This is a genomic window from Arthrobacter sp. DNA4, from assembly GCF_024362385.1.
Taxonomy (GTDB): Bacteria; Actinomycetota; Actinomycetes; order Actinomycetales; family Micrococcaceae; genus Arthrobacter.
Map to the genome: position 1 here is coordinate 3,717,703 of NZ_CP101466.1, position 22,192 is coordinate 3,739,894.

23 protein-coding genes are annotated in these 22,192 nt (G+C 66.2%); 5 read left to right on the top strand and 18 right to left on the bottom strand.

The genetic code is table 11. The features are described from left to right. Positions 1–287: 287 nt before the first annotated feature. From ccsB to NMQ03_RS17240, 5 genes are read right to left on the bottom strand one after another with little or no spacing between them, the layout of a single operon-like run. Positions 288–1,376: a c-type cytochrome biogenesis protein CcsB gene (ccsB, locus tag NMQ03_RS17220; RefSeq protein WP_255173198.1), complete on the bottom strand. Its 1,089-nt coding sequence runs from the start codon at positions 1,374–1,376 to the stop codon at positions 288–290. Further along, complete coding sequence (locus tag NMQ03_RS17225; protein WP_255173199.1) at positions 1,376–3,154, bottom strand: cytochrome c biogenesis protein ResB; 1,779 nt, start codon at positions 3,152–3,154, stop codon at positions 1,376–1,378. Before NMQ03_RS17225 ends, ccsB begins: the two co-directional genes overlap by 1 nt. After that, complete coding sequence (locus tag NMQ03_RS17230; RefSeq protein ID WP_159630838.1) at positions 3,154–3,909, bottom strand: cytochrome c biogenesis CcdA family protein; 756 nt, start codon at positions 3,907–3,909, stop codon at positions 3,154–3,156. The genes NMQ03_RS17225 and NMQ03_RS17230 overlap by 1 nt, the downstream gene beginning before the upstream one ends. A gap of 15 nt (positions 3,910–3,924) precedes the next feature. Next, positions 3,925–4,503, bottom strand: coding sequence for a TlpA disulfide reductase family protein (locus NMQ03_RS17235; RefSeq protein WP_255175650.1), 579 nt, complete (start codon positions 4,501–4,503; stop codon positions 3,925–3,927). A 35-nt stretch (positions 4,504–4,538) separates the two neighbouring features. Continuing rightward, positions 4,539–5,219 (bottom strand): histidine phosphatase family protein, encoded by a 681-nt coding sequence (locus NMQ03_RS17240; RefSeq protein ID WP_255173200.1) that lies wholly within the window; start codon positions 5,217–5,219, stop codon positions 4,539–4,541. A 214-nt stretch (positions 5,220–5,433) separates the two neighbouring features. Between NMQ03_RS17240 and NMQ03_RS17245 the strand changes: the two genes are divergently transcribed. Both NMQ03_RS17245 and NMQ03_RS17250 read left to right on the top strand, forming a co-directional pair. Then, positions 5,434–5,982 carry a YceI family protein gene (locus NMQ03_RS17245; protein ID WP_255173201.1) on the top strand — a complete coding sequence of 183 codons (549 nt, stop codon included), beginning with the start codon at positions 5,434–5,436 and terminating at the stop codon, positions 5,980–5,982. Positions 5,983–6,215: 233 nt separating this feature from the next. Then, positions 6,216–7,043, top strand: coding sequence for a hypothetical protein (locus tag NMQ03_RS17250; RefSeq protein WP_255173202.1), 828 nt, complete (start codon positions 6,216–6,218; stop codon positions 7,041–7,043). Between the two features lie 70 nt (positions 7,044–7,113). Here the strand turns inward: NMQ03_RS17250 and NMQ03_RS17255 are convergent, their stop codons facing one another. Further along, on the bottom strand, positions 7,114–7,818 hold the full coding sequence (locus tag NMQ03_RS17255; RefSeq protein ID WP_159630830.1) for a redox-sensing transcriptional repressor Rex: 705 nt from the start codon (positions 7,816–7,818) through the stop codon (positions 7,114–7,116). 10 nt (positions 7,819–7,828) lie between these two features. Beyond that, a complete protein-coding gene (locus tag NMQ03_RS17260; protein WP_255173203.1) occupies positions 7,829–8,083 on the bottom strand; it encodes a glutaredoxin family protein in 255 nt (84 codons plus the stop codon). 78 nt (positions 8,084–8,161) lie between these two features. Here NMQ03_RS17260 and NMQ03_RS17265 point away from each other — a divergent pair, with 78 nt between their 5' ends. Next, a complete protein-coding gene (locus tag NMQ03_RS17265; protein ID WP_255173204.1) occupies positions 8,162–8,980 on the top strand; it encodes an HAD family phosphatase in 819 nt (272 codons plus the stop codon). 106 nt (positions 8,981–9,086) lie between these two features. Here NMQ03_RS17265 and NMQ03_RS17270 read toward each other — a convergent pair whose 3' ends face one another. The 8 genes from NMQ03_RS17270 to NMQ03_RS17305 form a co-directional block, all read right to left on the bottom strand. Then, positions 9,087–9,185: a 30S ribosomal protein bS22 gene (locus NMQ03_RS17270; RefSeq protein WP_003792170.1), complete on the bottom strand. Its 99-nt coding sequence runs from the start codon at positions 9,183–9,185 to the stop codon at positions 9,087–9,089. Positions 9,186–9,335: 150 nt separating this feature from the next. Further along, positions 9,336–9,548, bottom strand: a complete 213-nt coding sequence (locus NMQ03_RS17275; protein WP_043452394.1) for a helix-turn-helix domain-containing protein — start codon at positions 9,546–9,548, stop codon at positions 9,336–9,338. Positions 9,549–9,703: 155 nt separating this feature from the next. Beyond that, positions 9,704–10,819, bottom strand: coding sequence for a 3-deoxy-7-phosphoheptulonate synthase (locus tag NMQ03_RS17280; protein ID WP_255173205.1), 1,116 nt, complete (start codon positions 10,817–10,819; stop codon positions 9,704–9,706). 302 nt (positions 10,820–11,121) lie between these two features. Continuing rightward, positions 11,122–12,141 carry an acetylxylan esterase gene (locus NMQ03_RS17285; RefSeq protein WP_255173206.1) on the bottom strand — a complete coding sequence of 340 codons (1,020 nt, stop codon included), beginning with the start codon at positions 12,139–12,141 and terminating at the stop codon, positions 11,122–11,124. Positions 12,142–12,196: 55 nt separating this feature from the next. Beyond that, on the bottom strand, positions 12,197–13,675 hold the full coding sequence (locus NMQ03_RS17290; RefSeq protein WP_255173207.1) for a rhamnulokinase family protein: 1,479 nt from the start codon (positions 13,673–13,675) through the stop codon (positions 12,197–12,199). Next, entirely contained in the window at positions 13,672–15,708 is a 2,037-nt protein-coding gene (locus tag NMQ03_RS17295) for a bifunctional aldolase/short-chain dehydrogenase (protein ID WP_255173208.1), read from the bottom strand. The genes NMQ03_RS17290 and NMQ03_RS17295 overlap by 4 nt, the downstream gene beginning before the upstream one ends. A gap of 7 nt (positions 15,709–15,715) precedes the next feature. Continuing rightward, positions 15,716–16,882 carry an L-rhamnose isomerase gene (gene rhaI / locus NMQ03_RS17300; protein ID WP_255173209.1) on the bottom strand — a complete coding sequence of 389 codons (1,167 nt, stop codon included), beginning with the start codon at positions 16,880–16,882 and terminating at the stop codon, positions 15,716–15,718. Positions 16,883–17,014: 132 nt separating this feature from the next. Then, on the bottom strand, positions 17,015–17,359 hold the full coding sequence (locus NMQ03_RS17305; RefSeq protein ID WP_255173210.1) for an L-rhamnose mutarotase: 345 nt from the start codon (positions 17,357–17,359) through the stop codon (positions 17,015–17,017). Between the two features lie 152 nt (positions 17,360–17,511). Here NMQ03_RS17305 and NMQ03_RS17310 point away from each other — a divergent pair, with 152 nt between their 5' ends. After that, entirely contained in the window at positions 17,512–18,534 is a 1,023-nt protein-coding gene (locus tag NMQ03_RS17310; RefSeq protein ID WP_255173211.1) for a LacI family DNA-binding transcriptional regulator, read from the top strand. Positions 18,535–18,547: 13 nt separating this feature from the next. Here NMQ03_RS17310 and NMQ03_RS17315 read toward each other — a convergent pair whose 3' ends face one another. After that, positions 18,548–18,925: an STAS/SEC14 domain-containing protein gene (locus NMQ03_RS17315; RefSeq protein WP_159630810.1), complete on the bottom strand. Its 378-nt coding sequence runs from the start codon at positions 18,923–18,925 to the stop codon at positions 18,548–18,550. Positions 18,926–19,241: 316 nt separating this feature from the next. Here NMQ03_RS17315 and NMQ03_RS17320 point away from each other — a divergent pair, with 316 nt between their 5' ends. Continuing rightward, the gene (locus tag NMQ03_RS17320; RefSeq protein WP_255173212.1) at positions 19,242–19,808 is read left to right on the top strand and encodes an ABC transporter substrate-binding protein; all 567 of its coding nucleotides are present in this window, start codon (positions 19,242–19,244) and stop codon (positions 19,806–19,808) included. 12 nt (positions 19,809–19,820) lie between these two features. Here the strand turns inward: NMQ03_RS17320 and NMQ03_RS21245 are convergent, their stop codons facing one another. Together NMQ03_RS21245 and NMQ03_RS17335 are read right to left on the bottom strand one after the other, a co-directional pair. After that, positions 19,821–21,284 carry a DUF1961 family protein gene (locus tag NMQ03_RS21245; protein ID WP_369693191.1) on the bottom strand — a complete coding sequence of 488 codons (1,464 nt, stop codon included), beginning with the start codon at positions 21,282–21,284 and terminating at the stop codon, positions 19,821–19,823. A gap of 34 nt (positions 21,285–21,318) precedes the next feature. After that, the gene (locus tag NMQ03_RS17335; protein WP_224026988.1) at positions 21,319–22,191 is read right to left on the bottom strand and encodes a carbohydrate ABC transporter permease; all 873 of its coding nucleotides are present in this window, start codon (positions 22,189–22,191) and stop codon (positions 21,319–21,321) included. Between the last annotated feature and the right edge of the window lies 1 nt (position 22,192).

Here is a 22,192-nt window from a genome sequence, read left to right on the forward strand (position 1 = left end):
TCCACGCGCGCCCAAAGGCAGGCACTCAGGCACAGCGGAGGGACCATGGTGAAAACGAACAACGGCGGCTGCCGTGAAACTGGTCCCGACGTCTACGGCGAGAGCGTAGCTCATGGTTACCTCGGAAGGCTGGCGGTCCACATGCAAGCTTCATCACAGTGAACGTCACCAACGTAGCATTTCCGACGGACCATCGGACAGCCCTGTTGCTACATCGAATGGTTATTCAGCGGCCAGTTGCCGCGTTGCGGGTGGATTCCCCGCCCAAGACCCGAACGGACCCTTTTCTAGAGGCCGGAGTAGGAGTGGAGCCCGTTGAAGAACTGGTTCACGATGGTGAAGTTGAAGATCACGCACAGGTAGCCCACGATCGACAGCCACGCGGCGCGTGTCCCGGTCCAGCCGCGGGTGGCACGGGCGTGCAGGTATCCGGCGTAGACAACCCAGATCACGAACGTCCACACCTCTTTGGTGTCCCAGCCCCAGAACCGGCCCCATGCTTTTTCCGCCCAGATGGCACCGAACATGAGGGTGAAGGTCCAGCCGATGAAGGCGATGGCGTTGATCCGGTAGGAGAGGTTCTCCAGGCTCAGCGCGGAGGGCACCAGGCGCATGAAACCGAGCTTGTCGGCGCCGCCGGCTGCAACGGTCTTCTGCCGGTGGGACTGCACCAGCTGCAGGGCGGACATCGCGAACGTCAGGGTGAACAGGGCCGAGGAAAGCACGGCAATGGATACGTGGATGACCAGCCAGTAGCTCTGGAGGGCGGGGACCAGGTGGCCCACGGGGGTCCAGAAGGCCACGGAGGCAGCCACCAGCATGATGATTACCAGGCCCACCACGAAGGTGCCCAGGAAGCGCAGGTCGCGCCGGATAAGGGAGAGCAGGAAGACGGCCGCCACCAGGAACGCGCCGGTGGTGAGGAACTCGTACATGTTGCCCCACGGCACGCGGCCCGCGCCCAGGGCCCTGGTGACCACGCCGGCGCCGTGGATGAGGACGGCGAGGGTGGTCAGGGCCACGGCGACCCGCGCCGGAACCCGGCGCTCCGTGGCGTACTTCATGTCGCCGTCGGCCGTGACGACACCGCCGGCCCCTGCGCCGCCGGCCTTGGCAGCGGACGACGACGGACGCTCGGCCCGGTCAGCGGGGCCGTCCAGGCGCGCCCCTGCGGAGGCGGCGCCGACACCGGCCGCAACCGGAACCTTGGTGGCAGCCCCGGCCTGCGCGGCCTTGAGGTCAACTGCGCGCAGGGCCTTGCTGCTCTTGGCCAGGTCCCAGGCGAAGGCAATGAAGGCCACTGTGTAGGTGCCCGCCGCCAGCAGCATGAAGAGTTCGCTGTACTGGCCCATGGTTTCGTTGATTCCAAATGGCATTACTGGTCCTTTTCGGGCCCTGTGGGGCCTGCTGGGGTGGTGACGGAGCCTTCGGCCTTTTCGGCGGAGCCTGCGACATTATCGCCTGTCCGGCTGGGAGTTTGCTGGGACGGGGCAGTATTTTCGGGGGCAGCAGCTTCAGGCGCAGCCTCGTCGGGCAGCTGCCACTCGGCAGCGAACAGTTTCCGCAGCGCGGCCGCCTCGCCCGCCAGCCGGTGGTCCTCGCCGCGGGCGAGCAGCCCGTATTCCACCATGGTGCGGCCGTCGTCAGCGGTGCCGGTGCGTACCCAGACGCGCCGGCGGTTGACGTAGAGCGAAAGGATCAGGCCGGCCACGGCCAGCAAGGCGAAGATCAGGGCGTACAGCTGCCCGGGGTTGTGGTGGATGTCCACGCCGATGTACCGCTTCACGCCGTCGAAGCTGATGCTGCCCTTGCCGTCCGGCAGGGTGTAGGTGGAGCCGGGTGCCAGCGTGATGCCCCCGGCCGCCAGGTTCCTGGCGTTCAGCGGGGTCAGGTTCTTGACGTCCAGTTCGAAGACGTTCTGCGGAGCACCCTTGTTCAGGCCCAGGTCGCCGTAGTAGGAGTTCAGTGTCAGCTGCGGGTTGAACAGCTCAGGGTCGGCGCTGAAGGAGACGTTCTTATCCGTCACGAACGCGGTGGGGAGGAAGAAGCCCACGAAGCCCAGCTGGTCCGGCTGGGCGTCGGGGACCTTGATCACCACGGAGGAGTAGTAGTTCTCGCCCTGCAGCTTGGCCACCACCGGACCCTGCATGGCCACGTTGCCCGCCCCGTCCCGGATGGTCACCACCGGCGCGTAGCCGTTGCCGGTGAGGTAGATGCTGGTGCCGCCCAGGCTCACGGGGTCGTTGACCTTCAGGATCTCCTGCTTGGGCGGAGCGTCCGGGTTTTCCTTGGTGGTCACAGTGGCGGCGAAATCGATGGGCTGGCCGAACTTGCCCCGGGATTCGCGGTCGAAGGTGATGTTGAACTTGTCCAGCTGGAGCGAGTACGGCTGGAGCTGGCTGGACTGGAAGTTGGTGCCCGGGTTGAACTGGTCATAGCCCACCAGGGTGTTCACAAATGTGTCGCCTTCCACCAGGATGCGCTGGCCGCTGTATCCGAACAGGCCACCGGCAGCCACGGACACCAGCACGCCGATAAGCGACGTGTGGAAGACCAGGTTGCCCACTTCCTTCATGAAGCCGCGTTCGGCACCCAGGGACGGAAGGGCGCCGTCGGCATCCCTGACCTCCACCCGGTAGCCGCGCTTCCGCAGCAGTCCGGCCGCACCGTTGATGGCGTCCGACGCCGGGACGGCGCCACTGGCGGGGATCACCAGGGTGCCGTATTCGGGCAGCCGGGACAGACGCTGCGGGGTCCGTGGCGGCTGTGAGCGCATGGCCTTGTAATGGGCGATGGCGCGCGGCACCACGCAACCGATCAGGGAGATGAACAGCAGAAGGTAGATCGCCGAGAACCACGCCGAGGAGTAGACGTCGTAGAGCTGCAGGGAGTCCAGCAGCTTGCCGTAGTCCGGGTGGTCCTTGATGTACTGGGTCACCACGGCCGGGTTGGCGGGCCGCTGCGGGAACAGTGATCCGGGGACGGCGGCGACGGCGAGGAGCAGCAGCAGGAACAGCGCGGTGCGCATGCTGGTCAGCTGGGTCCAGGCCCACCGGAGCATGCCCTTGGGACCCAGGGCCGGGAGGGCGGCCTGGGCCTTCGCCTCTGCGACAGGGGCGGATTGCTTCTTCTTTACGTTCACACGCTCGCTCATCAGATCGGCAACTTCACATCGGTTTGGAACCAGTACTGCAGCCCGGTCACCCAGGCACCCCACACGCCGGTGGCCATCAGCAGCCCGAGCACCACCAGGATCCCGCCGCCGGTCCGCTGGATGGCCAGGCGGTGTTTGCGGAAGAACGCCATGACGCCCATGCCCCGGCGCAGGGCCAGCGCGATCAGCAGGAACGGGATGCCCAGTCCCAGGCTGTACACAAAGGCAAGGAAGGCGCCCTTGGCGGCCGAGGATCCGCCGGAAAGGCTTAACAGCTGCACGGCGGAGTACGTGGGGCCGATGCACGGGGCCCAGCCCAGGCCGAAGGTCAGGCCCAGCAGGGGCGCTCCCCAGAGCCCGGCGGGCGGCTTGGCATGGATCTTCGCGTCGCGCTGCAGCCAGCTGAAGCCGCCCATGAAGACGATGCCCATGATGATGACCAGGATCCCCAGGAGCTGGGTGATCCAGGCGTTCTGGCTGCCCGTGATCAGGGTACCCAGCTGGCCGAACGCGCCGCCCAGCAGGACGAAGATCACGGAGAAGCCGAGGACGAACAGCCCGATGCCTGCCAGCATGCGGCCGCGTTTCTGCTTTTGCAGGTCCACGCCGCTCAGGCCGGTGACATATCCCAGGTAACCGGGCACCAGGGGAAGGACACAGGGGGAAAGGAAGGACACCAGTCCGGCGAGCAGGGCCACCGGAATGGCCAGCAGGAGGGAGCCACTGAGGATGGCTTCGGCGAAGGGGCTGTTCACGGTCCCGGCCTGTCCCTATTCCGCCACGGCGGCGGTGATGAGGGCTTTCAGGGTGCCCTTCTCGATTTCGCCGAGGACGCGGGAGGCCACCCGTCCCTGCTTGTCCAGCACCAGGGTGGTGGGCACGGCGCCAGGCGGTACCAGGCCGGACACGGACAGCAGGACGCCGCCGTCCTTGTCGTCGAAGCTGGGGTAGGTCAGGTTGAAGGTTTTTTCGAAAGCCTCTGCCGTGGGCTTCTCGTCCCGGAGGTTGACGCCGAAGAACTGCACGCCCTGGTCCTTGAACTCCTGGTGCAGTTCCTCAAGGAGCGGCGCTTCCACGCGGCAGGGGGCGCAGGCGGCAAACCAGAAGTTCAGGACGCTGACCTTGCCCTGGAAGTCGGCCGGGGTGACTGCGGCGCCGCTGAAGAGCACACCCTGGATCTGTACGGCTTCCTTGCGGTCCCCGGCAGCGAACTCGGTCACGGAGCCGTCGCCGGCAACGTAGTTCTTGTTGTCTCCCGCCTTGGCCTGCTTGGCCAGCGCATCCTCCTGGGCACAGCCGGAGAGGCCAAGGGTCAGCGCGGTCAAGGCCATGCCGCCTGCTGCAAGCATGCTGCGGCGCGAGGGAAGGTTGTTGTTGCTCACTGCTAGGCTCCAGGGGTGCTGGCGGCACCGGGAAGAAGGGACGCCGCAGGTTCGCTGTACTCGACCCGCACCAGCGAGCCGTCGTCGTCGAACACCAGGGACGTGACGGATGTCAGGGTGCACTCGCGCTTGCGGGGGTCATGCCACAGCGGCCGGCCCTCCGCGCTCAGCCGTGCCGCCCAGATGGGCAGCTGGTGGCTGACCAGGATGGCCTCGGGGCCCGCGGCGCCGAAGTCGCCGGCAGCCAGTTCGATGGCCTTCAGCCGGGCGTCCTGGACGGCAGCCGCCACCCTCGCGGCCTGCTGCTTGTACGGCTCGCCCCATGACGGGCGCAGCGGGTTGACCAAGCGGGGCCAGTGCCGCGGCCGGCGGAGTTCGGCCTTGGTGACCTTCATGCCCTCGAAGTAGTTTTCCGCTTCGATGATGCGCCCGTCGGTGTGGATCTGCAGGTGCAGCGCTTCCGACGTCGGCCGCGCGGTTTCCTGCGCACGGTCCAGCGGCGAGGCGGCCAGGTAGGTGATCCGGGCGCCACGCTCGGCGCGCTCGCGGAAGTGTTCGGCAAGCATCCGGGCCATCTCCTGCCCCAGTTCGGAGAGGTGGAATTCCGGGAGCCGTCCGTAGAGAACGCCGTCGGGATTGTGGACCTCGCCGTGGCGGAGCAGATGGACAGTGGCTTGGGGCATGTTTACCAGTTTCTCAAAGATGGCGTGCGATCCGAAATCTTCCGCACGCACTTTCTACAAAGAGTAGAACTCAAGTTTCTGAAGAAATGTTCCGAAACCGGGAACAAAAGATGCAAACGCATGTTTATACTGGATGCAGCAAGTTAGTTGAGACTTCAACCGATGAAGTCTCAACCTCACGACCACGGCAGCATTCACACCAAGGAGCAACATCATGGCACTTCCCGCAGACGTCACCACCGGCACCTGGACCCTGGACAACTCCCACAGCGAGATCGGCTTCACCGTCCGCCACGCGGGCATCAGCAAGGTCCGCGGCCAGTTCAAGGAAGCCGAGGCCACCCTCGACCTCGCCGAAAACGTGGCCGACTCCAAGGTCAACGCCACCATCAAGACCGCCAGCTTTGACTCCGGCGACGTCAACCGCGACGGCCACGTCCGCGGCGAAGACTTCTTCGACGTCGAGAAGTTCCCGGAAATCTCCTTCGTTTCCAACGCGATCGTCCCCAAGGGCGACGCCTACGAGCTCCAGGGCGACCTCACCATCAAGGGCGTCACCCGTCCCGTGGCCCTCGAGACCGAGCTCCACGGTGTGGCCGTCGATCCGTTCGGCAACACCCGCGCCGACCTCACCGCCGAGACCACCATCAGCCGCAAGGACTTCGGCCTGACCTGGAACGCCGTCCTCGAGGCCGGCGGCGTGCTGGTCAGCGACAAGGTTGCCATCAACCTGGAACTGGCCTTCATCGCCCCCGCAGCATAAGTTTCGCGTTTCACGGCACCCCGGTACCAGGCCATCCCGGCCCGGCACCGGGGTGCCGTGTTTAACAACGGCCCTTGCCCACGGGTTCACCTGCCGGCCGCGGGCGTGGATCCCACCTGAATCACCCACAACTCCACCCGCCGGGGGTACGGTGGACTTAAGCCACGCTGGGGGGAAGGCTGAGGACCGGTTCCCGGCAGCCTACCTGGATCCCGACCTGCAGAAGGAACGCCATGAGTACTCCTCCCGTCCCGCCTCCCGCGCCCCAAGACCCCCACTCCGGCAATGGCCAGCCAGGGAACGGCCAGTCCGGCAGCCAGCAGCCCGGACCGCAGCAGCCCCGCTACGGCCAGAACGCGCCGCAGTATGGCCAGAACGCTCCCCAGTACGGGCAGAACCAGCCCCAGTACGGTTCCCAGCCGCCGGCAGCGCCGCAGTACGGGCAGAACGCACCGCAGTACGGTTCCCCGTACGGGCAGAATGCTCCGCAGTCCCCGGGCTACGGCCAGAATGCACCCCAGTACGGCCAGTCGCCGTATGGCCAGTCCCCTTACGGCCAGTATCCCTCTGAGCAGCCGCAGCCGGCGGGCAGCAACGGCATCCCCCAGCTGGTGAACATCGCGTTCTGGCTGCTGATCGCGGCCACCGCGATCTATGTCATCTCCATCCTCATCAACCTCACCCAGCTGGACGCCCCGCAGTTCCGGCAGGAGTTTGAACAGCAGGTCCGGGCCAGCGGGGCGGGCATCACCTACGACGACATCAAGCCCTTCATCGCCGGCTCCCTGGTGGTCTTCGGCATCATCGGTGCCGCCCTCTACCTGCTGGTGGCCTTCTTCATCCGCAAGGGCAAGAACTGGGCACGCATACTCGGAACCGTGTTCGCAGCGCTGTCCGTCCTTGGCCTGTTCGGAATCCCCTCCCTCGCAACGATCGGGACCGTCCTGGGAATCGCCGCCATCGTCCTGCTCTACCTCCCTGCCGCTGCCCCCTACTTCCGGAAGCAGCAGCCCTTCGCCAACCCGTATTCGGGCGGCTTCGGCAACCCTTACGGGCGCTGACCTCCAACACAGAACGCAGCGGCGGCCCGGGATGTCCAGCATCCCGGGCCGCCGCCTTTAAACCGTGCCCCTAGGCTGTCTGCCCCGGCGCCTGCGCCCGCTGGGCGTGGTAGGCCAGGATTTGCAGCTCCGTGGCCATGTCCACCTTGCGGAGGTTGACCCCTTCCGGAACCTGGAGCATCACCGGTGCGAAGCTGAGCACGCTGTGCACGCCCGCCGCAACGACCCGGTCGCAGATGCCCTGCGCCACCGCCGCAGGAAGCGCCAGTACCACCATGTTGGCCCCGGTGCGGTGTAGGACGGTCTCAAGGTCCGCCACGTCGCTGACCCGCAGCCATCCCACCTCGTTGCCCACCACCATCTGGTCCGCGTCGAAGATGGCCACCACATCGAAGCCTCGCGATTCGAAGCCGCCGTAGCGCGCCAGCGCCTTGCCCAGGTTTCCGGCTCCGACGATCGCAACTTTCCAGTCATGCGTCAGCCCCAGTGCCGCGGCAATGTGGCGGCTGAGGTACTGGACCTCGTACCCCACTCCCCTGGTGCCGTAGGACCCCACGTGGGACAGGTCCTTGCGCAGCGTTGAGGAACTGACGCCGGAGGCTTCCGCCAAAGAGTCGGAGGAGACGCGCTCAACACCCTCGGCCAGCAGGGTGTTCAAGGCCCGGAGGTACAGGGTCAACCGCGCCACGGCAGCAGGGGGAATCTGCTTTGCCGGTGCACCCGCGGCATCAGGGATGCCCGGGACAGGCTGGGACGTTGAATCCAAGGACGTCACTCGCATCCCCCTAATTGGCCATGGCGCGCTGCAGGACGCGTTCCAGCCGGGCTTCGTCGATCTTCCAGAAGTCGCGCTGCACCCCGTCAACCAGGACCACGGGGATCTCTTCGGCGTAACGCTCCCGCAGTTCGGGCTGGTTGTCCACCAGCTCTTCGCTCCAGCTGAGGCCCAACGAGGCAGTGACCCGGCCGACGGCGTCGCGCGCCTCCTCGCAAAGGTGGCAGTCAGCTTTGGTGACCAGGACGACGCGGGGGGTAGCCATGGCTTAACGGTATCGCCGTTCGCGCCGTGCGGGTGACGCCGACGTCGCCCAGCGAGTGGATTGACTAGACTCAAGTCCATGCCCCAGGAGAAATACGTCGCCGTCGTCACGCGGCCGGTTGCTGCGCCGCAGCCCGGTGAAGCGGCGTTTTTCGATGTGGACAATACCCTGATGCGCGGGGCCAGCCTCTTCCACGTTGCGCGGAAGATGCACCAGCGCGGCGCGTTCACCCTTGTGCAGGCGGCCGGATTCGCGTGGAAGCAGTTCAAGTTCGTGGCGCGCGGTGAGAATATCGACGACGTCCATGCGGTACGTGATTCGGCCCTGACGCTCGCCGCCGGCATCACGGTTGACGACATCAAGGCCCTCGGCGAAGAAGTCTACGACGAGATGATCGCGTCCCGGATCTGGCCGGGCGCCAAGGCCTTGGCGGAACAGCACCTCCGGGTGGGCCGGCGCGTCTGGCTGGTGACGGCAACCCCTATTGAAGTGGCAACAGTCATCTCCACCCGCCTGGGGCTGACCGGAGCGCTCGGGACAGTGGGTGAGGTGTCGGACGGGATGTACACCGGCCGCCTGGTGGGGGACATCCTGCACGGCTCGGCCAAAGCCGTAGCGGTCCAGGGCATCGCGGACCAGGAGGGCCTGGACCTCAAGCGCTGCTGGGCGTACAGCGACTCCTACAACGACGTGCCGCTGCTGTCACTGGTGGGACACCCCGTGGCCATCAACCCGGACGCCAAGCTCCGCCGGCACGCCCGTGACCGGAACTGGCCCGTTTATGATTTCCGCGCGGGCCGCCGCGCCGCCACCCTGGGCCTGAAGGCGGCAACCTTCGGCGGCGCTGTCTACGGCCTCTGGAAGGGCTTCGCCCGCATCCGCGGCCCCCGGGCATAACCCACCCCACCGCAGGCAGGCAAAAGCCTCCAGCCACTACCCTGAGACAAAAAAATGCCCGCCGCCTTGGAAGGCGGCGGGCATTTCCACGCTGTTCGAAGTATCTCTACTTCTTGTTGCGGCGCTGGTGACGGGTCTTGCGAAGCAACTTGCGGTGCTTCTTCTTGGCCATACGCTTGCGACGCTTCTTGATAACTGAACCCACGAAAGTTCCTTACAAACTAGATGCAGTACCTGCCTGATGGGGAATGTCCGCGGACAAAGCTACGAACTGAACAACTGACAGATTCTTACAATGACGTAAAACGTTCCTTAACAGGGTACCGCTTATCGGGAGCGGCTCAGGACAGGCCCCTTAGGCGGTCTCGGTGTGGCCGTCCACAACAGCACCCTTGAGGTACTGTTCGACGGCGTTTTCGGGGACCCGGTAGGAGCGGCCGAAGCGCACCGCGGGCATTTCGCCGGAGTGAACCAGGCGGTAAACAGTCATTTTGGAGACGCGCATGACCTCAGCTACTTCAGCCACGGTCAGGAACTTCGCGTTGGAGAAGTTCTGTTCTGCCGACATTTCCCTATTTTCCTTTGCTGACGGATGGACAACAGTGACCCCAGGTACGTGCCAATGCGGTGTTCCGATGCTGAGCCATCCACCAACCACCTTAAATAGATACTGTAGATGTTCATGTGGCAGATGTGAAAGTAGTGGCCTCCCCTATTTCACCCCTAATTCTGCTGCCGCCGCTTCCGCCCTGATGCCGCCAGTTGCTCCAGGACAGAAGCGGAGACATCCCAGTCCATGCAGGCGTCGGTGACGCTCTGGCCGTAGACCAGTTCCGCCCGTCCCGCGGCGTACTCATCAACGTCAAGGTTCTGGGCGCCGCCCACCAGGAAGCTTTCCAGCATCACACCGGCCACGGCCCGGGCCGCCGCGCCGCCTTCCTCAAGCTGGGCACCGATTTCCAGCGCCACCTCAGCCTGCCGGTGATGGCTCTTGCCACTGTTGGCGTGGCTCGCGTCAACGATCAGGCGGGGGTTGAGCCCCTTGCCCGCCAGTTCGGTGGAGGCGCGTTCAACGTCGGCCGCTGAGTAGTTGGGTCCCTTCCGGCCGCCCCGGAGGATCACGTGGGTGTCGGGGTTTCCGGCCGTTGCCACCAGCGCGGCCCGGCCTTCGCCGTCGATCCCCAGGAAGGCCTGGGCTGCCGCGGCGGCACCGCAGGCATCGATGGCAACCTGCAGGCCGCCGTCGGTCCCGTTCTTGAAGCCAATGGGCATGGAGAGCCCGGAAGCCAGCTGGCGGTGGATCTGGCTCTCGGTGGTGCGGGCACCGATGGCTCCCCAGGAGATCAGGTCCGCCATGTACTGGGGGCTGATCGGCTCCAGGAATTCAGTGGCGGTGGGCAGGCCCAGCGCGGTGACCTGCTGCAGGAACTGCCTTGCGGTGCGCAGGCCGGTGACCATGTCGTGGCTGCCGTCCAGCCGGGGATCGTTGATCAGGCCCTTCCAGCCCACCGTGGTGCGCGGCTTCTCGAAGTAGGTCCGCATGACGATCAGCAGGTCTTCCTTGTGCTTCTCGGCCTGGCTGACCAGCCGGCGGGCGTACTCCAGCCCTGCCTTGGGGTCGTGGATGGAGCAGGGTCCCACGATGACCAGCAGGCGGTCGTCCACCCCGTCCATGATGGCGCGCACCTCGTCGCGTCCGCGTTCGACGACGGCGGCCTCCCGGTCGCCGAGCGGCAGTTTGGTGAGAAGCGCCGAAGGTGCCGGCAGCGCAGTGAATTCGCTGACGCGCAGGTTGGATGTGGACTTGGTGGCGGGGGCTGCTGCTGTTGCGGTGCTCATGTTCAGGGTCCTGTTCCAGATGGGAAGCGGGCCCGGATTTCAGAACCCGCCGGAGAAACGGCGAAGGGCAGAGAATGATCTCTGCCCTGTTGGCTCTGAAGGAAGTTGGATGCGTGTCAGTTAGACGCGGGCCCCTCCAGAGCCAACGAAAAATACGCATACCAACGGTTAGTCATGGAAGAGACCATAAACCCGGCATATGGCGGCCGCAAAATCGGTTGCGTCACATTCCGTCCCAGGCCTGTTCGCGGCTCCGAACGCACAAGGCAAGGATCCGCGAACAACCCTGGGTTTGCCGCCGCCTACCCCAGGAGCTTGCGCAGGAACTGCAGCTGGCGGATCCAGTGGTGTTCCTGGCCGCCCTCATGGTTGTTGAACCGGTACACCTCAATGTCCTTCACGGCACCGGTGGCCGATGAGGCGTCGGTGCCAGTCGCGTAGGCGTTGTAGCTGGCGAACACCGTGGACGGCGGGCAGATGTCGTCCATTTGCGCAGCCGAGTACAGCGCCGGCACCGTGGCCCAGCGGGCCAGGTTGACGCCGTCGAAATAGTTCAGGACGCTAAGTGCGGCGTCGTAGCGGTCCCGGTGCCGCGCCAGGAACTGGGCGATCTCCGGGTAGGGCCCGCGGGGAGTGATGTCGATGGCGCGGGGAAAGTCCTGCAGGAAGGGGACGTCGGGCAGCGCGGCGATGACGCCGTCGAGCCGTCCCGCAGTGAGCCCCGCCGTGGCCACCACCAGCCCGCCGCCCTGGCTGACACCGGCCAGCACCACTTTTGCAGGATCGACGGCGGGGTGGGCCTGGGCGGCCTCCACCGCGCGGAAGGCGTCCACGTAGACGCGGCGGTAGTAGTAGTCCTCCCGGCTGGTGATGCCCCTGGTCATGAGGCCCGCGTGCGCCACATCCCCGGCGGACGGGTGGGGATCCGCGGTGTCCCCCAGCGTGCCGCCGTACCCCTGGCCCCGGGTGTCCATGATGAAGTGTGCGTACCCGGCCTGCGCCCACCGGGTGTCCTGGTTGGCCAGGCCGCGGCCGCCGGAATAGCCAATGTAGTTCACCACCACCGGCAGCCGGACGCCTGCCTCCCGGTTGGCGGGAAGGTGCAGCCAGCCTTTGACGGGCGCGCCGCCAAAGCCGGAGAAGGTGACGTCGAAGGTATCGATCACCGTGAGGTAGTTATCCACCGGTTCGAAGGTCGCGTCGAGTGGAAAGGTCCGCGCTTCGTCCAGGGTGGCGTCCCAGAAGGCAGCCAGGTCCCCGGGCGGTGTGACATCGGAGGTGTAGCTGCGGAGCGCGGCCAGGGGCAGGTCGAAGAGGGGCATCGTTGTCCTGTTCTGTGTCGGTTGGTCCGCAGGCCCGCGGTGGAGTTCTCTATTTCTACTGCATGGATCGGTGGCGCACGCTGATGAGTGGTTCAAAGCGCCGAAGGCTGGTTCCGGCGGCGATGATTCCGCGCAGGTGCGGCAGCCCGCCGGTGGCGGCCCCGGCAGCACGGGCCTGGACCAGGATGTTGCCCAGGGCGGTGGCTTCGACGGGTCCGGCCACCACCGGGCGCCCGGTGGCGTTGGCTGTGAGCTGGCACAGCAGGGTGTTCTGGGAACCCCCTCCCACCACGTGCACCACGTCCACTTCACGGTTGGCGAGGCGTTCCGCGGCGGTGATGGTCCTGGCGTATCCGGCGGCGAGGCTGTCCATGATGCAGCGGGTGATGGCCGCGGGATCATCGGCCAGGACCTCGCCGGTACGGCGGACCGCCGCGCGGATGCGCCCGGGCATGTTGTCCGGGGCAATGAAGTACGGGTCATCGGCATTGATCTGCGGCCCGCCGGCGGGGAGGGCCGCGGCGGCGGCGAGCAGGGCGGCCAGGTCGGGCTGGTAGCCTTCACCGGCCCAGGTGCGCTGGCATTCGCTCAGCAGCCAGAGGCCGCCGACGTTCCGCAGGTAGCGGATGGTGCCGTCCACGCCGCGCTCGTTGGTGAAGTTCGCCTCGCGGCTGGCCTCGGTGAGGACCGGGTGCTTGAGTTCCAGGCCCACCAGGGACCAGGTGCCGGAGGAGATGTACGCGAAGTTCTCCCCGCTGTCCCCGTCTGCCACAGCGGGGACGGCGGCGACGGCGGAGGCAGTGTCATGCGAGCCGACGGCCACCACGGGGGTTTCGGCAGGAAGCCCCACGGCCGCGGCTATGTCCGGCAGGAGCGTGCCCACCGTGTCGCCGGGCTGGATCAGCGGCGGGAACAGGTCCTTCCGCAGTCCCAGCGCCGCGAAGAATTCGGTGGCCCATTCCCCGGCCACGGCGTCAAACAGGCCCGTGGTGGAGGCGTTGGTGGCCTCGGTCCGCCGCACTCCGGTGAGCAGGAACGCGATCAGGTCCGGGATCAGGAGGGCCTGCAGCCCGACCAAGTTCTTCTCGGTGGCCAGTTGGTAGATCGTGTTGAACTGCAGGAACTGCAGCCCCGTGGTTTGGTACAGCCGCGCCGGGTCCAGCTTGGCGTGGACGGGCGCGACGGCGGTCCTGCTGCGGTCGTCGCGGTAGCTGTACGGCTGCGCCACGAGTTTGCCCGCGCTGTCCACCAGGCCATAGTCCACCGCCCAGGTGTCGATGCCAATGCTGCCGATCTTTTCGCCACGGGCTGCCGCCGCCGCAGCGGCCGCCCGCAGTCCCGCGAGCACCTCCGCGAACAAGGCGTCGAAGTCCCAGCGGAGGCCGCCGTCGCGCTCCACCACGCCGTTGGGGAAGCGGTGGACGGTTTCCAGCGCCACCCCGTCCCGGGACACGCGGCCCAGGATCACGCGTCCCGAGGAAGCACCAATATCGACGGCGGCGAAAACGCCGCCGGTCGGCACGCCCGTGCTCATCGCAGGAAGGCTGCGGCCACTCCGGCGTCCACGGGGATGTGCAGGCCGGTGGTGTGGGACAGTTCGTTGCTGGTGAGGACGGCGGCGGCATTGGCCACGTGCTCGGGCAGGACTTCGCGCTTGAGCAGCGTGCGCTGGGCGTAGTACTCGCCCAGCTTCTCCTCGTCCACGCCGTAGACCGCGGCACGTTTGGCGCCCCAGCCGCCGGCGAAGATCCCGGAGCCGCGGACCACGCCGTCGGGGTTGATGCCGTTGACGCGGATGCCGTGCTCGCCCAGTTCGGCCGCGAGCAGGCGCACCTGGTGGGCCTGGTCTGCCTTGGTGGCGGAGTAGGCGATGTTGTTGGGGCCGGCGAACACGGAGTTCTTGGAGGAGATGTAGATGATGTCCCCGCCCATGCCCTGGGCGATCATGACCTTCGCCGCGGCCTTCGCCACCAGGAAGGAGCCTTTGGCCATGACGTTGTGCTGCAGGTCCCAGTCCTTTTCGGTGGTTTCCAGCAGCGGCTTGGAGATGGACAGGCCGGCGTTGTTGACCACCAGGTCCACGCCGCCGAATGCCAGGACTGCCGCGTCGATGGCTGCGGACACCTGCGCCTCGTCGGTCACGTCCGCCTGGACACCGATGGCGACGTCGGCACCGCCCAGTTCCTCGGCGACCTTTTGTGCGTTCTCCAGGTTCAGGTCGGCAATGACGACGCACGCGCCGTCGGACGCCAACCGGGTGGCGATGGCCTTGCCGATGCCGGACGCCGCACCGGTGACCAGCGCGATGCGGGTGGCGTGGGACTTGGGCTTGGGCATCCGGGCCAGTTTGGCTTCCTCCAGTGCCCAGTACTCGATGCGGAATTTCTCGGATTCCTCGATCGGGGCGTAGGTGGAGATGGCCTCCGCGCCGCGCATGACGTTGATGGCGTTGATGTAGAACTCGCCGGCAACGCGGGCGGTCTGCTTGTTGGCGCCGAAGGAGAACATGCCCACGCCGGGGACCAGCACGATCGCCGGGTCCGCGCCGCGCAGCGCCGGGCTGCCGGCGTCGGCATGGCGGTCGTAGTACGCCTGGTAGTCCTCGCGGTAATCGGCATGCAGCTCGTGCAGCCGTGAGATCGAGTCCTCGATGGAGGCGTCCGCCGGCAGGTCCAGGATCAGCGGCTTGACCTTGGTGCGCAGGAAGTGGTCCGGGCAGGAGGTCCCCAGGCCGCCCAGCCGTGGGTGCTCCGCGGACTCCAGGAAGTCAAGGACGACGGCGTCATCGCTGAAGTGCCCCAGCTGCGGCCTGTCCGTGGAGGCCAGGCCCCGGATCACCGGCGCCAGGGCTGCGGCCTTGGCGCGGCGTTCGGCCTCGGGCAGGGCAGCGTAACCGGGAAGCTTGTGCCCGAAGGGCTCGGCCTTCCCGTTCTCCGCGATGTATTTTTCGGCCTGGTCGATGATCCACAGCGAATTCTGCTCCGCTTCTTCGCTGGTGGTACCCCAGGCGGTGATGCCGTGGCCGCCCAGGATGGTGCCGATGGCCTGCGGGTTGGCGTCCTTGATCGCGGCGATGTCCAGGCCCAGCTGGAACCCGGGACGGCGCCAGGGCACCCAGACCACCTTGTCACCGAAGATCTTGGTGGTCAGCGCCTCGCCGTCCACCGCCGTCGCGATGGCGATGCCGGAGTCCGGGTGCAGGTGGTCAACGTGTGCGGCGTCCACCAGGCCGTGCATCGCCGTATCGATCGATGGCGCAGCCCCGCCTTTGCCGTGCAGGCAGTAATCGAACGCGGCCACCATCTCGTCCTCGCGCTCCACGCCCGGGTAGACATTCTTCAAAGCACTCAAACGGTCCAGCCGCAGCACCGCAAGGTTCCCGGCCTTCAGGGTGCCCAGATCACCGCCGGAACCCTTGACCCACAACAGCTGGACGTCCTCGCCCGTGACGGGGTCCTTTTCGGTGCCCTTGGCGGAGGTGTTGCCGCCGGCGAAGTTGGTGTTCCGCTTGTCCGCCCCAAGGCGGTTGGAACGGGCAATCAGGTCTTCCACAGTCTTGTTCGTCATAGCTGAATCAGGCGCCCCATCCGGCTTGCTGGCCGCCCACGCGGTCCTCGTTGATCTGTTTCTGGTAACCGCTGGCCTTGAAGGCGGCCATCGGGTCCGCGGGCAGGCCGCGGGATTCACGCCACCCGGCCAGGATGGGCCGGACGTCCGTGTAGAAGGCATCGTTGAAGATGCCGTTGGCGGCCAGGACATCGCCGGCTCGCTGCGCTTCACCCAGCGCCGCGGTGTCCACCAGCAGGGCACGCAGCGTCATTTCCTGGACATTGAGTACGGAGCGGATCTGGCCGGGGATCTTCTCTTCCAGGTTGTGGCACTGGTCCAGCATCAGCGCCACGCCGGAGTCCTTGCCGTACCCGCCGCCCCGGATCACTTCGTGCATGATGCGGAACAGCTGGAACGGGTCGGCGGCACCCACGATCAGGTCGTCGTCGGCGTAGAAGCGGGAGTTGAAGTCGAAGGAACCCAGCTTGCCCAGGCGCAGCAGCTGCATGACGATGAACTCGATGTTGGTGCCAGGGGCATGGTGGCCGGTGTCCAGGCAGACGAATGCCTTCTCCCCCAGGGCCAGGGTCTGGGCGTAGGAAGTGCCCCAGTCCGGCACATCGGTGTGATAGAACGCCGGCTCAAAGAACTTGTACTCCAGCACCAGGCGCTGCCCATCCCCCAGGGCCGCATAGATCTCCTGCAGCGACTCGGACAGCCGGTCCTGGCGGCCGCGGATGTCATCCTGGCCCGGGTAGTTGGTGCCGTCCGCCAGCCAGATCTTGAGGTCCTGCGAACCCGTGGCGTGCATGATGTCGATGCACTCGAGGTGGTGGTCGATGGCCCGGCGCCGGACGGCCAGGTTGGAAGAGGTGAGTGACCCGAACTTGTACTCGTCGTCCTGGAAGGTGTTGGAGTTGATGGTGCCCAGCCCCACGCCCAGGCCGGCCGCGTACTCCTTCAGGGCGGAGTAGTCGTCCACCTTGTCCCACGGGATGTGCAGTGCCACGGTGGGGGCCAGGCCGGTCAGCTCGTGGACCTTGGCGGCATCCGCCAGCTTTTCCTGGACTGTTCGCGGCGTGCCGGGAGTGCCGAACACCTTGAACCGCGTACCTGAATTTCCATAAGCCCACGAAGGGACCTCGATGGCAAGCTCCCCGAGCCTGCCCAGCGCCGTTGCTACGTCGTTCATGTTGGTTCTTTCCGGTGTTGAGCGTCTGTCTGATGCGTTTGGTTGGTGCCCCGCTGCTGGAGCCTGCGTGCCGGCTGTTGCCTGCTGTTCCGGTGCCCCGGTGGTCCTGCGTCCTGCGTCCGGTCCTGCCCGTCAGCCTTCGGGGTGCTGCGCCGCCAGCTGGCTGTCCAGGTTGAAGACTTCCTCCAGCACCTGGAACCCTTCGTCGGGAGCCTGGCCGGAGTCCTCGAAAAGGGTTGCCATCTCAGCCTGCCAGCGGGCGTTCACGTCCGTCAGGGCCATGCGGGCACGGACGGCGTCAAAGTCGTCGCACTCCACGTACCCCACCAGGAGTCCGTCTCCACCCAGGAACAGGGAGTAGTTGTGCCAGCCCGCCTCCTTGAGTGCGTTCAGCATTTCCGGCCACACTGCGGCATGCCGGCGCCGGTATTCATCAATCAGCGCCGGCTGGACCGAGGAACGGAAACACACCCTCATGTGGACACCCTTTCAAACTTCCCGAAGTTTTGAATCGTTTCATTGGTACGATTCAAAGTACTCTTGGATTTGAGCAGGTGTCAAGCAATGGCAAAAACTTTTGATTTCCCGCGCGGAAGCTCCCGCGGCGGGAATGTCGGCACGGAGAATCGATGAACCGCACAGCCAGTATCAAGGACGTGGCCACCCACGCGGGCGTGGCCGTGGGGACGGTATCCAATGTCCTCAACTATCCCGACCGGGTGTCCGACCGGACCAGGGAACGAGTCCTGCGCTCCATCGACGAACTGGGATTTGTCCGCAACGATGCCGCCCGCCAACTCCGCGTTGGCCACAGCCGCACCATCGGACTCATTGTCCTGGACGTCGGCAACCCGTTCTTCACCTCCGTGGTCCGCGCGGCGGAGGACGCCGCAGCGCTGCAGGGAAGCGCCGTCCTGCTGGGCGACAGCGGCCACAACGCCGGCCGGGAGGCGAACTACATCGACCTCTTCCAGGAGCAGCGCGTGCAGGGCCTGCTCATCTCGCCGGTAGGCGATGTAACGGAAAGGCTGGACCTCCTCCGCGAGCGCGGCGTGCCAACGGTCCTGGTGGACCGGCTGGCTGACGAGTCCAAGTTCAGCTCGGTTGCCGTGGATGACGACGCCGGCGGGTACCTGGCTGCCCGGCACCTGCTGGACACTGGCCGCCGTCGGCTGGCTTTCGTTGGCGGCCCTACGTCCATCCGGCAGGTCGCGGACCGGCTCCAGGGGGCCCAGCGGGCCGTGAAGGAGGAGCCGGATGCCAGCCTCGAGGTGCTGGATTCGGAAGGGCAGACCGTCCTGGCTGGGCGCAGCGTGGGCGACATGCTGGTGGAGCGTGGGCGGGCTGAACTGCCCGAGGGGATTTTCTGCGCCAACGACCTCCTGGCCTTGGGCGTCATGCAGTCGCTCACCATGACGCATACGTTCCGGATCCCCGAGGACGTGGCGTTGATTGGCTATGACGACATCGACTTTGCCGTCTCCGCGGTGGTTCCCCTGTCCTCCATCCGCCAGCCCACCCAGCTGCTGGGCCGGACGGCCATCGAACTGCTGTCCGAAGAGGTGGAGTCCCAGAATCCCGTCCACCGGTCTGTTGTGTTCACGCCGGAGCTGGTGGTCCGCCAGAGCACGGCCGCGCCGGCCGCCGGCTGATCAGCCGGGCGCTCTATTTTCCCGTCTGCTGGAGCCACTTCATGGATTCGTCCCGGGACGTGAAGAAGCGGGTGGGGCAGGGCGGATTGTGGACGCCGAGGAAGAAGTTGGCGATGATCCGGTCCACGGGGCTCGACCCAAGCAGGGCAATGCGGTTGGCGGCGCACGGGATGGAGAACACTGAGCGCGCCTGGATGCTGACGTTTTCCGTGGTGGCCATGTCCACCAGCATCGGATAATTGCCGTCCCCTGCTATGCGGTTCACCGCAGCCATCGCCGCCTGCGCATCCTCGACTTCTATCCGGACTTTGGGCTCCCACATAAGGTGGATGACGCCGTCCGCGCTCAGTTCCACGGTTCCCTTGCCGCCGTCGACCATTACGGGCTCCATACCCCGCCTCCCTCCAGTGGGCAGTTCCTCAACCCCTCTATCTTGCACCAGCACCGGAGCGCCCAGCCCCCGGCCGGCCGCTCTTCCACCTCACGTCCCGCCCACGGCCAGCTTGACTCATCAGCATACTTACTAATACGTTGGTCGATGTGCCCGTGGCCTGGATCACGTTCCAACGCCGCGCGTCGCGGCCCGCGAGGGCTGCATCTGAAATGCACTGCATTTGAAATAAACAGTTCCGCCGGGGTTCTCCATGGGGGCGGAATCCCGGGGGATTCATTGCGCCGCAACCCGGCGCTGAAAGGATTTACCGAAAATGCGAACCAAGGTCTCAGCCTCAGTCACCGCCATTGCCCTCTCCGGCGCCATGCTCTTCGGCATGGCAGGCCCGGCGACGGCAGCAGCACCCGCGGCTCCTTCTGCCGCGTCCCAGTCACCACAAGCAGCCAACGTCACTGGAACCATCAACCAGACCATTGACGGCGTGGGCACCTTCGTCGGCTCGTTTACGCCGTCCAATTTCAGCGTCCAGGACGGCCAACTGACCGTCACCGGTTTGGTGCAGGGCACCCTCACCGATCTTGCCGGCGTGGCCACTCCGGTGAGCCAGACCGTGACCACCACGGCCGCTGCGGCCCCAACCACCAACGCCGCGACGGCCGCAGGAGGCGGTTGCGACGTCGTGAACCTGGTCCTCGGGCCGCTGCACCTGGACGTCCTGGGGCTCAATGTCGACCTGAACCAGGTTGTCCTGGACATTGTTGCGCAGTCGAGGGCGGGCAAACTTGTCGGCAACCTTCTGTGCGCGGTCACCGGGCTCCTTGACGGCGGCAATGGCCTCAGCGGCCTGGCGAACCTGCTCAACCGGCTGCTGGGGCTCTAGTTTCCCGGTAGTTCAACAAGCGGCTATTGCAGCGACACGATGGGCGGCCCTCCGGGGCCGCCCATCTTCTCTTTGGTGCTGCAGCTTCGTGACCACCAGGTTGCGGTAGGCCGCCCGGAGCGGGGCCATCTGCCGGAAACCAATCCGGCCGCCACCGAGCACCTTCGACGACGGATCCTGCCATTCGAAGAGCAGCAGCCCATTGATGGAAAACGCTGCCAGGGGCCCGTCCTTCACCAGTTCCAGGCGGTAGTAGTCCGTGGCGTCCTCCGCGGGCGGCAACGGGTCCGCGCCCTGCGCCACCAGCTCGAAGCCCGCACTCTTGCGCAGGTTGCAGGTGCGGAACGCCCGCTCAGACGGGTATTTGTGCCGGAAGTAGGAGACGTGCAGGGCGTCGATGTCGCCCGAGTGGTACTGCGGGTAGTGGCCAGTCCTGGGCGCGAGCGCCGGGCTGAAGAGATCCTGCCCGCCGTGCCCGGTGGCTGCGAAGAACACCATGGCCAGGCCCGGCTCCGCGAGCGGCATGAACTCCCAGCTGATCCGGATGCCGTCCGGGAATTCCACCGGGCACCACAACGTCCAGTGCGCGTGGTCGCCGAACTCCTGGTCGTCCAGCGCGCCGGACAGCTCCAGGGCACCCTCGTGGCTGCCGTGGCGCAACGGTCCTTCCGCTACCCATCCAGCCACATCCCCGGGCCCAGCCAGCGGGTTGCTGTAGAGGACCCGCTCCTTGACCGCTGCGGCCCCCATTAGGCGCGTCCCGCCGTCGTACTCATTGCCTTGGTACTGGTAGCTCCGCGATGCCAGTAGCCCGTACCCCAGCCCGCGCAGCTGCCGGGCCACCTCCCCGGCCACCAGCGAGGCACCGTGCTGCGAGAAATGCGTATCGTCGGCCAGGCCATCGGGCCAATATGCGTGCTCGCCCGGCGCGAAGTGGCAGAAGAGCTCCCTGGATCCTTCCCGGCCCAGCCGGAGATAAAGGTGCCGGGTCCACGCGTTGAGGTCCACCACGGGGACCCCGAGCTCCTGGCCCAGTTCGCGGACCACCTCCGGATAGTCGTCCAGGCTCTCTTCGAGGACGTACGACGACGGCCCCTCCCCCGGGTGCCCGCCGCCCAGGAAGTGCCGGCGCTCCACGGAGGTGCACAGCACCGCCGCCGCGCCCCGGGCGCGCACCTCCCCCACCATGGCTCGCAGGTTGGCCGCGTAGCCGGTGCGGGCGGCCAGGTGCGGCCTCTTCTGGTCGTTGTGGCCGAACTGGATGAGCACGGCGTCGCCCGGGCCTGCTGCGGTGAGCAGCTCCTCCCAGAGCCCCTCCGTGCGGAACGATTCGGTGTCGGCGCCGCCCTTGGCGAAGTTGTGCACCGTTCCCCACGTGAAGGTGAGGGGTGCCAGCTGCGCTCCCCAACCGCTCATGGGGAACTCGTGCGTGGGACAGTTGGCAACGGTGGAGTCTCCGGCCAGCAGGATTTTCATAGTGGTTCTTTTCCTTTGATGCCCGCGGGCAGAGTCAGCCTTTGACGGAGCCGATGAGCATGCCCTTGGCGAAGTGCTTCTGCAGGAACGGGTAGAAGATGAGGATGGGCAGGGTGGCCACCACGATCACCGCGAACTTGATCCCCTGTTCGGGCGGGATGTAGTTGGGGTCAACGTTGCCCGTGCCCAGCAGGTCCGAGGCCGCCGTGACCTGGCGCAGGTACATCTGGAGGGTCCACTTGGAGTTGTCGCTCAGGTAGAGCAGGGGCGACATGAAGTCGTTCCAGATTCCCACGGCGTAGAACAGCGCGAAAGTGGCCAGGACCGGCTTGGACAGGGGCAGCAGGATCCGCCACAGGATCCCGATCTCGGTGGCGCCGTCCATCTTGGCCGATTCCTCCAGTTCGGCAGGGAGTTCCTGGAAGAAGTTCTTGATGATGATCAGGCTGAACGGGTTGATGGCCGCGGGCAGGATCAGGGCCCAGTAGGAGTTGAGCAGGCCCAGGTCCTTGACCAGCAGGAAGGTGGGGATCATGCCGCCGGAGAAGACCATGGCAAAGACCACCAGGGACAGGATGGCGTTCCTGCCCCGCAGGGTTTTCTTGGCCAGCGGGTAGGCCATGGTCACGGTGAAGGCCAACTGGACCAGCGTGCCCACCGCGGTGACCAGGATGGTGGTCACCAGGGCGCGCACGAATGCCGGGGTCGCGAAGATGTATTCGTAGGAGCCCAGGGTGAACTGTTCGGGCCAGACGAAGAATGCCCGGCGCGTGATTTCTGCTTCGGTGGCAAACGATCCGGCGAAGACGTACACGAACGGCAACAGGGTAATGAGGCCGATCAGGGACAGGAAGACGTAGTTGGCGGCGTCAAAGATCCGGCCGCCGCGGGTGTTGTGGATTTTCATG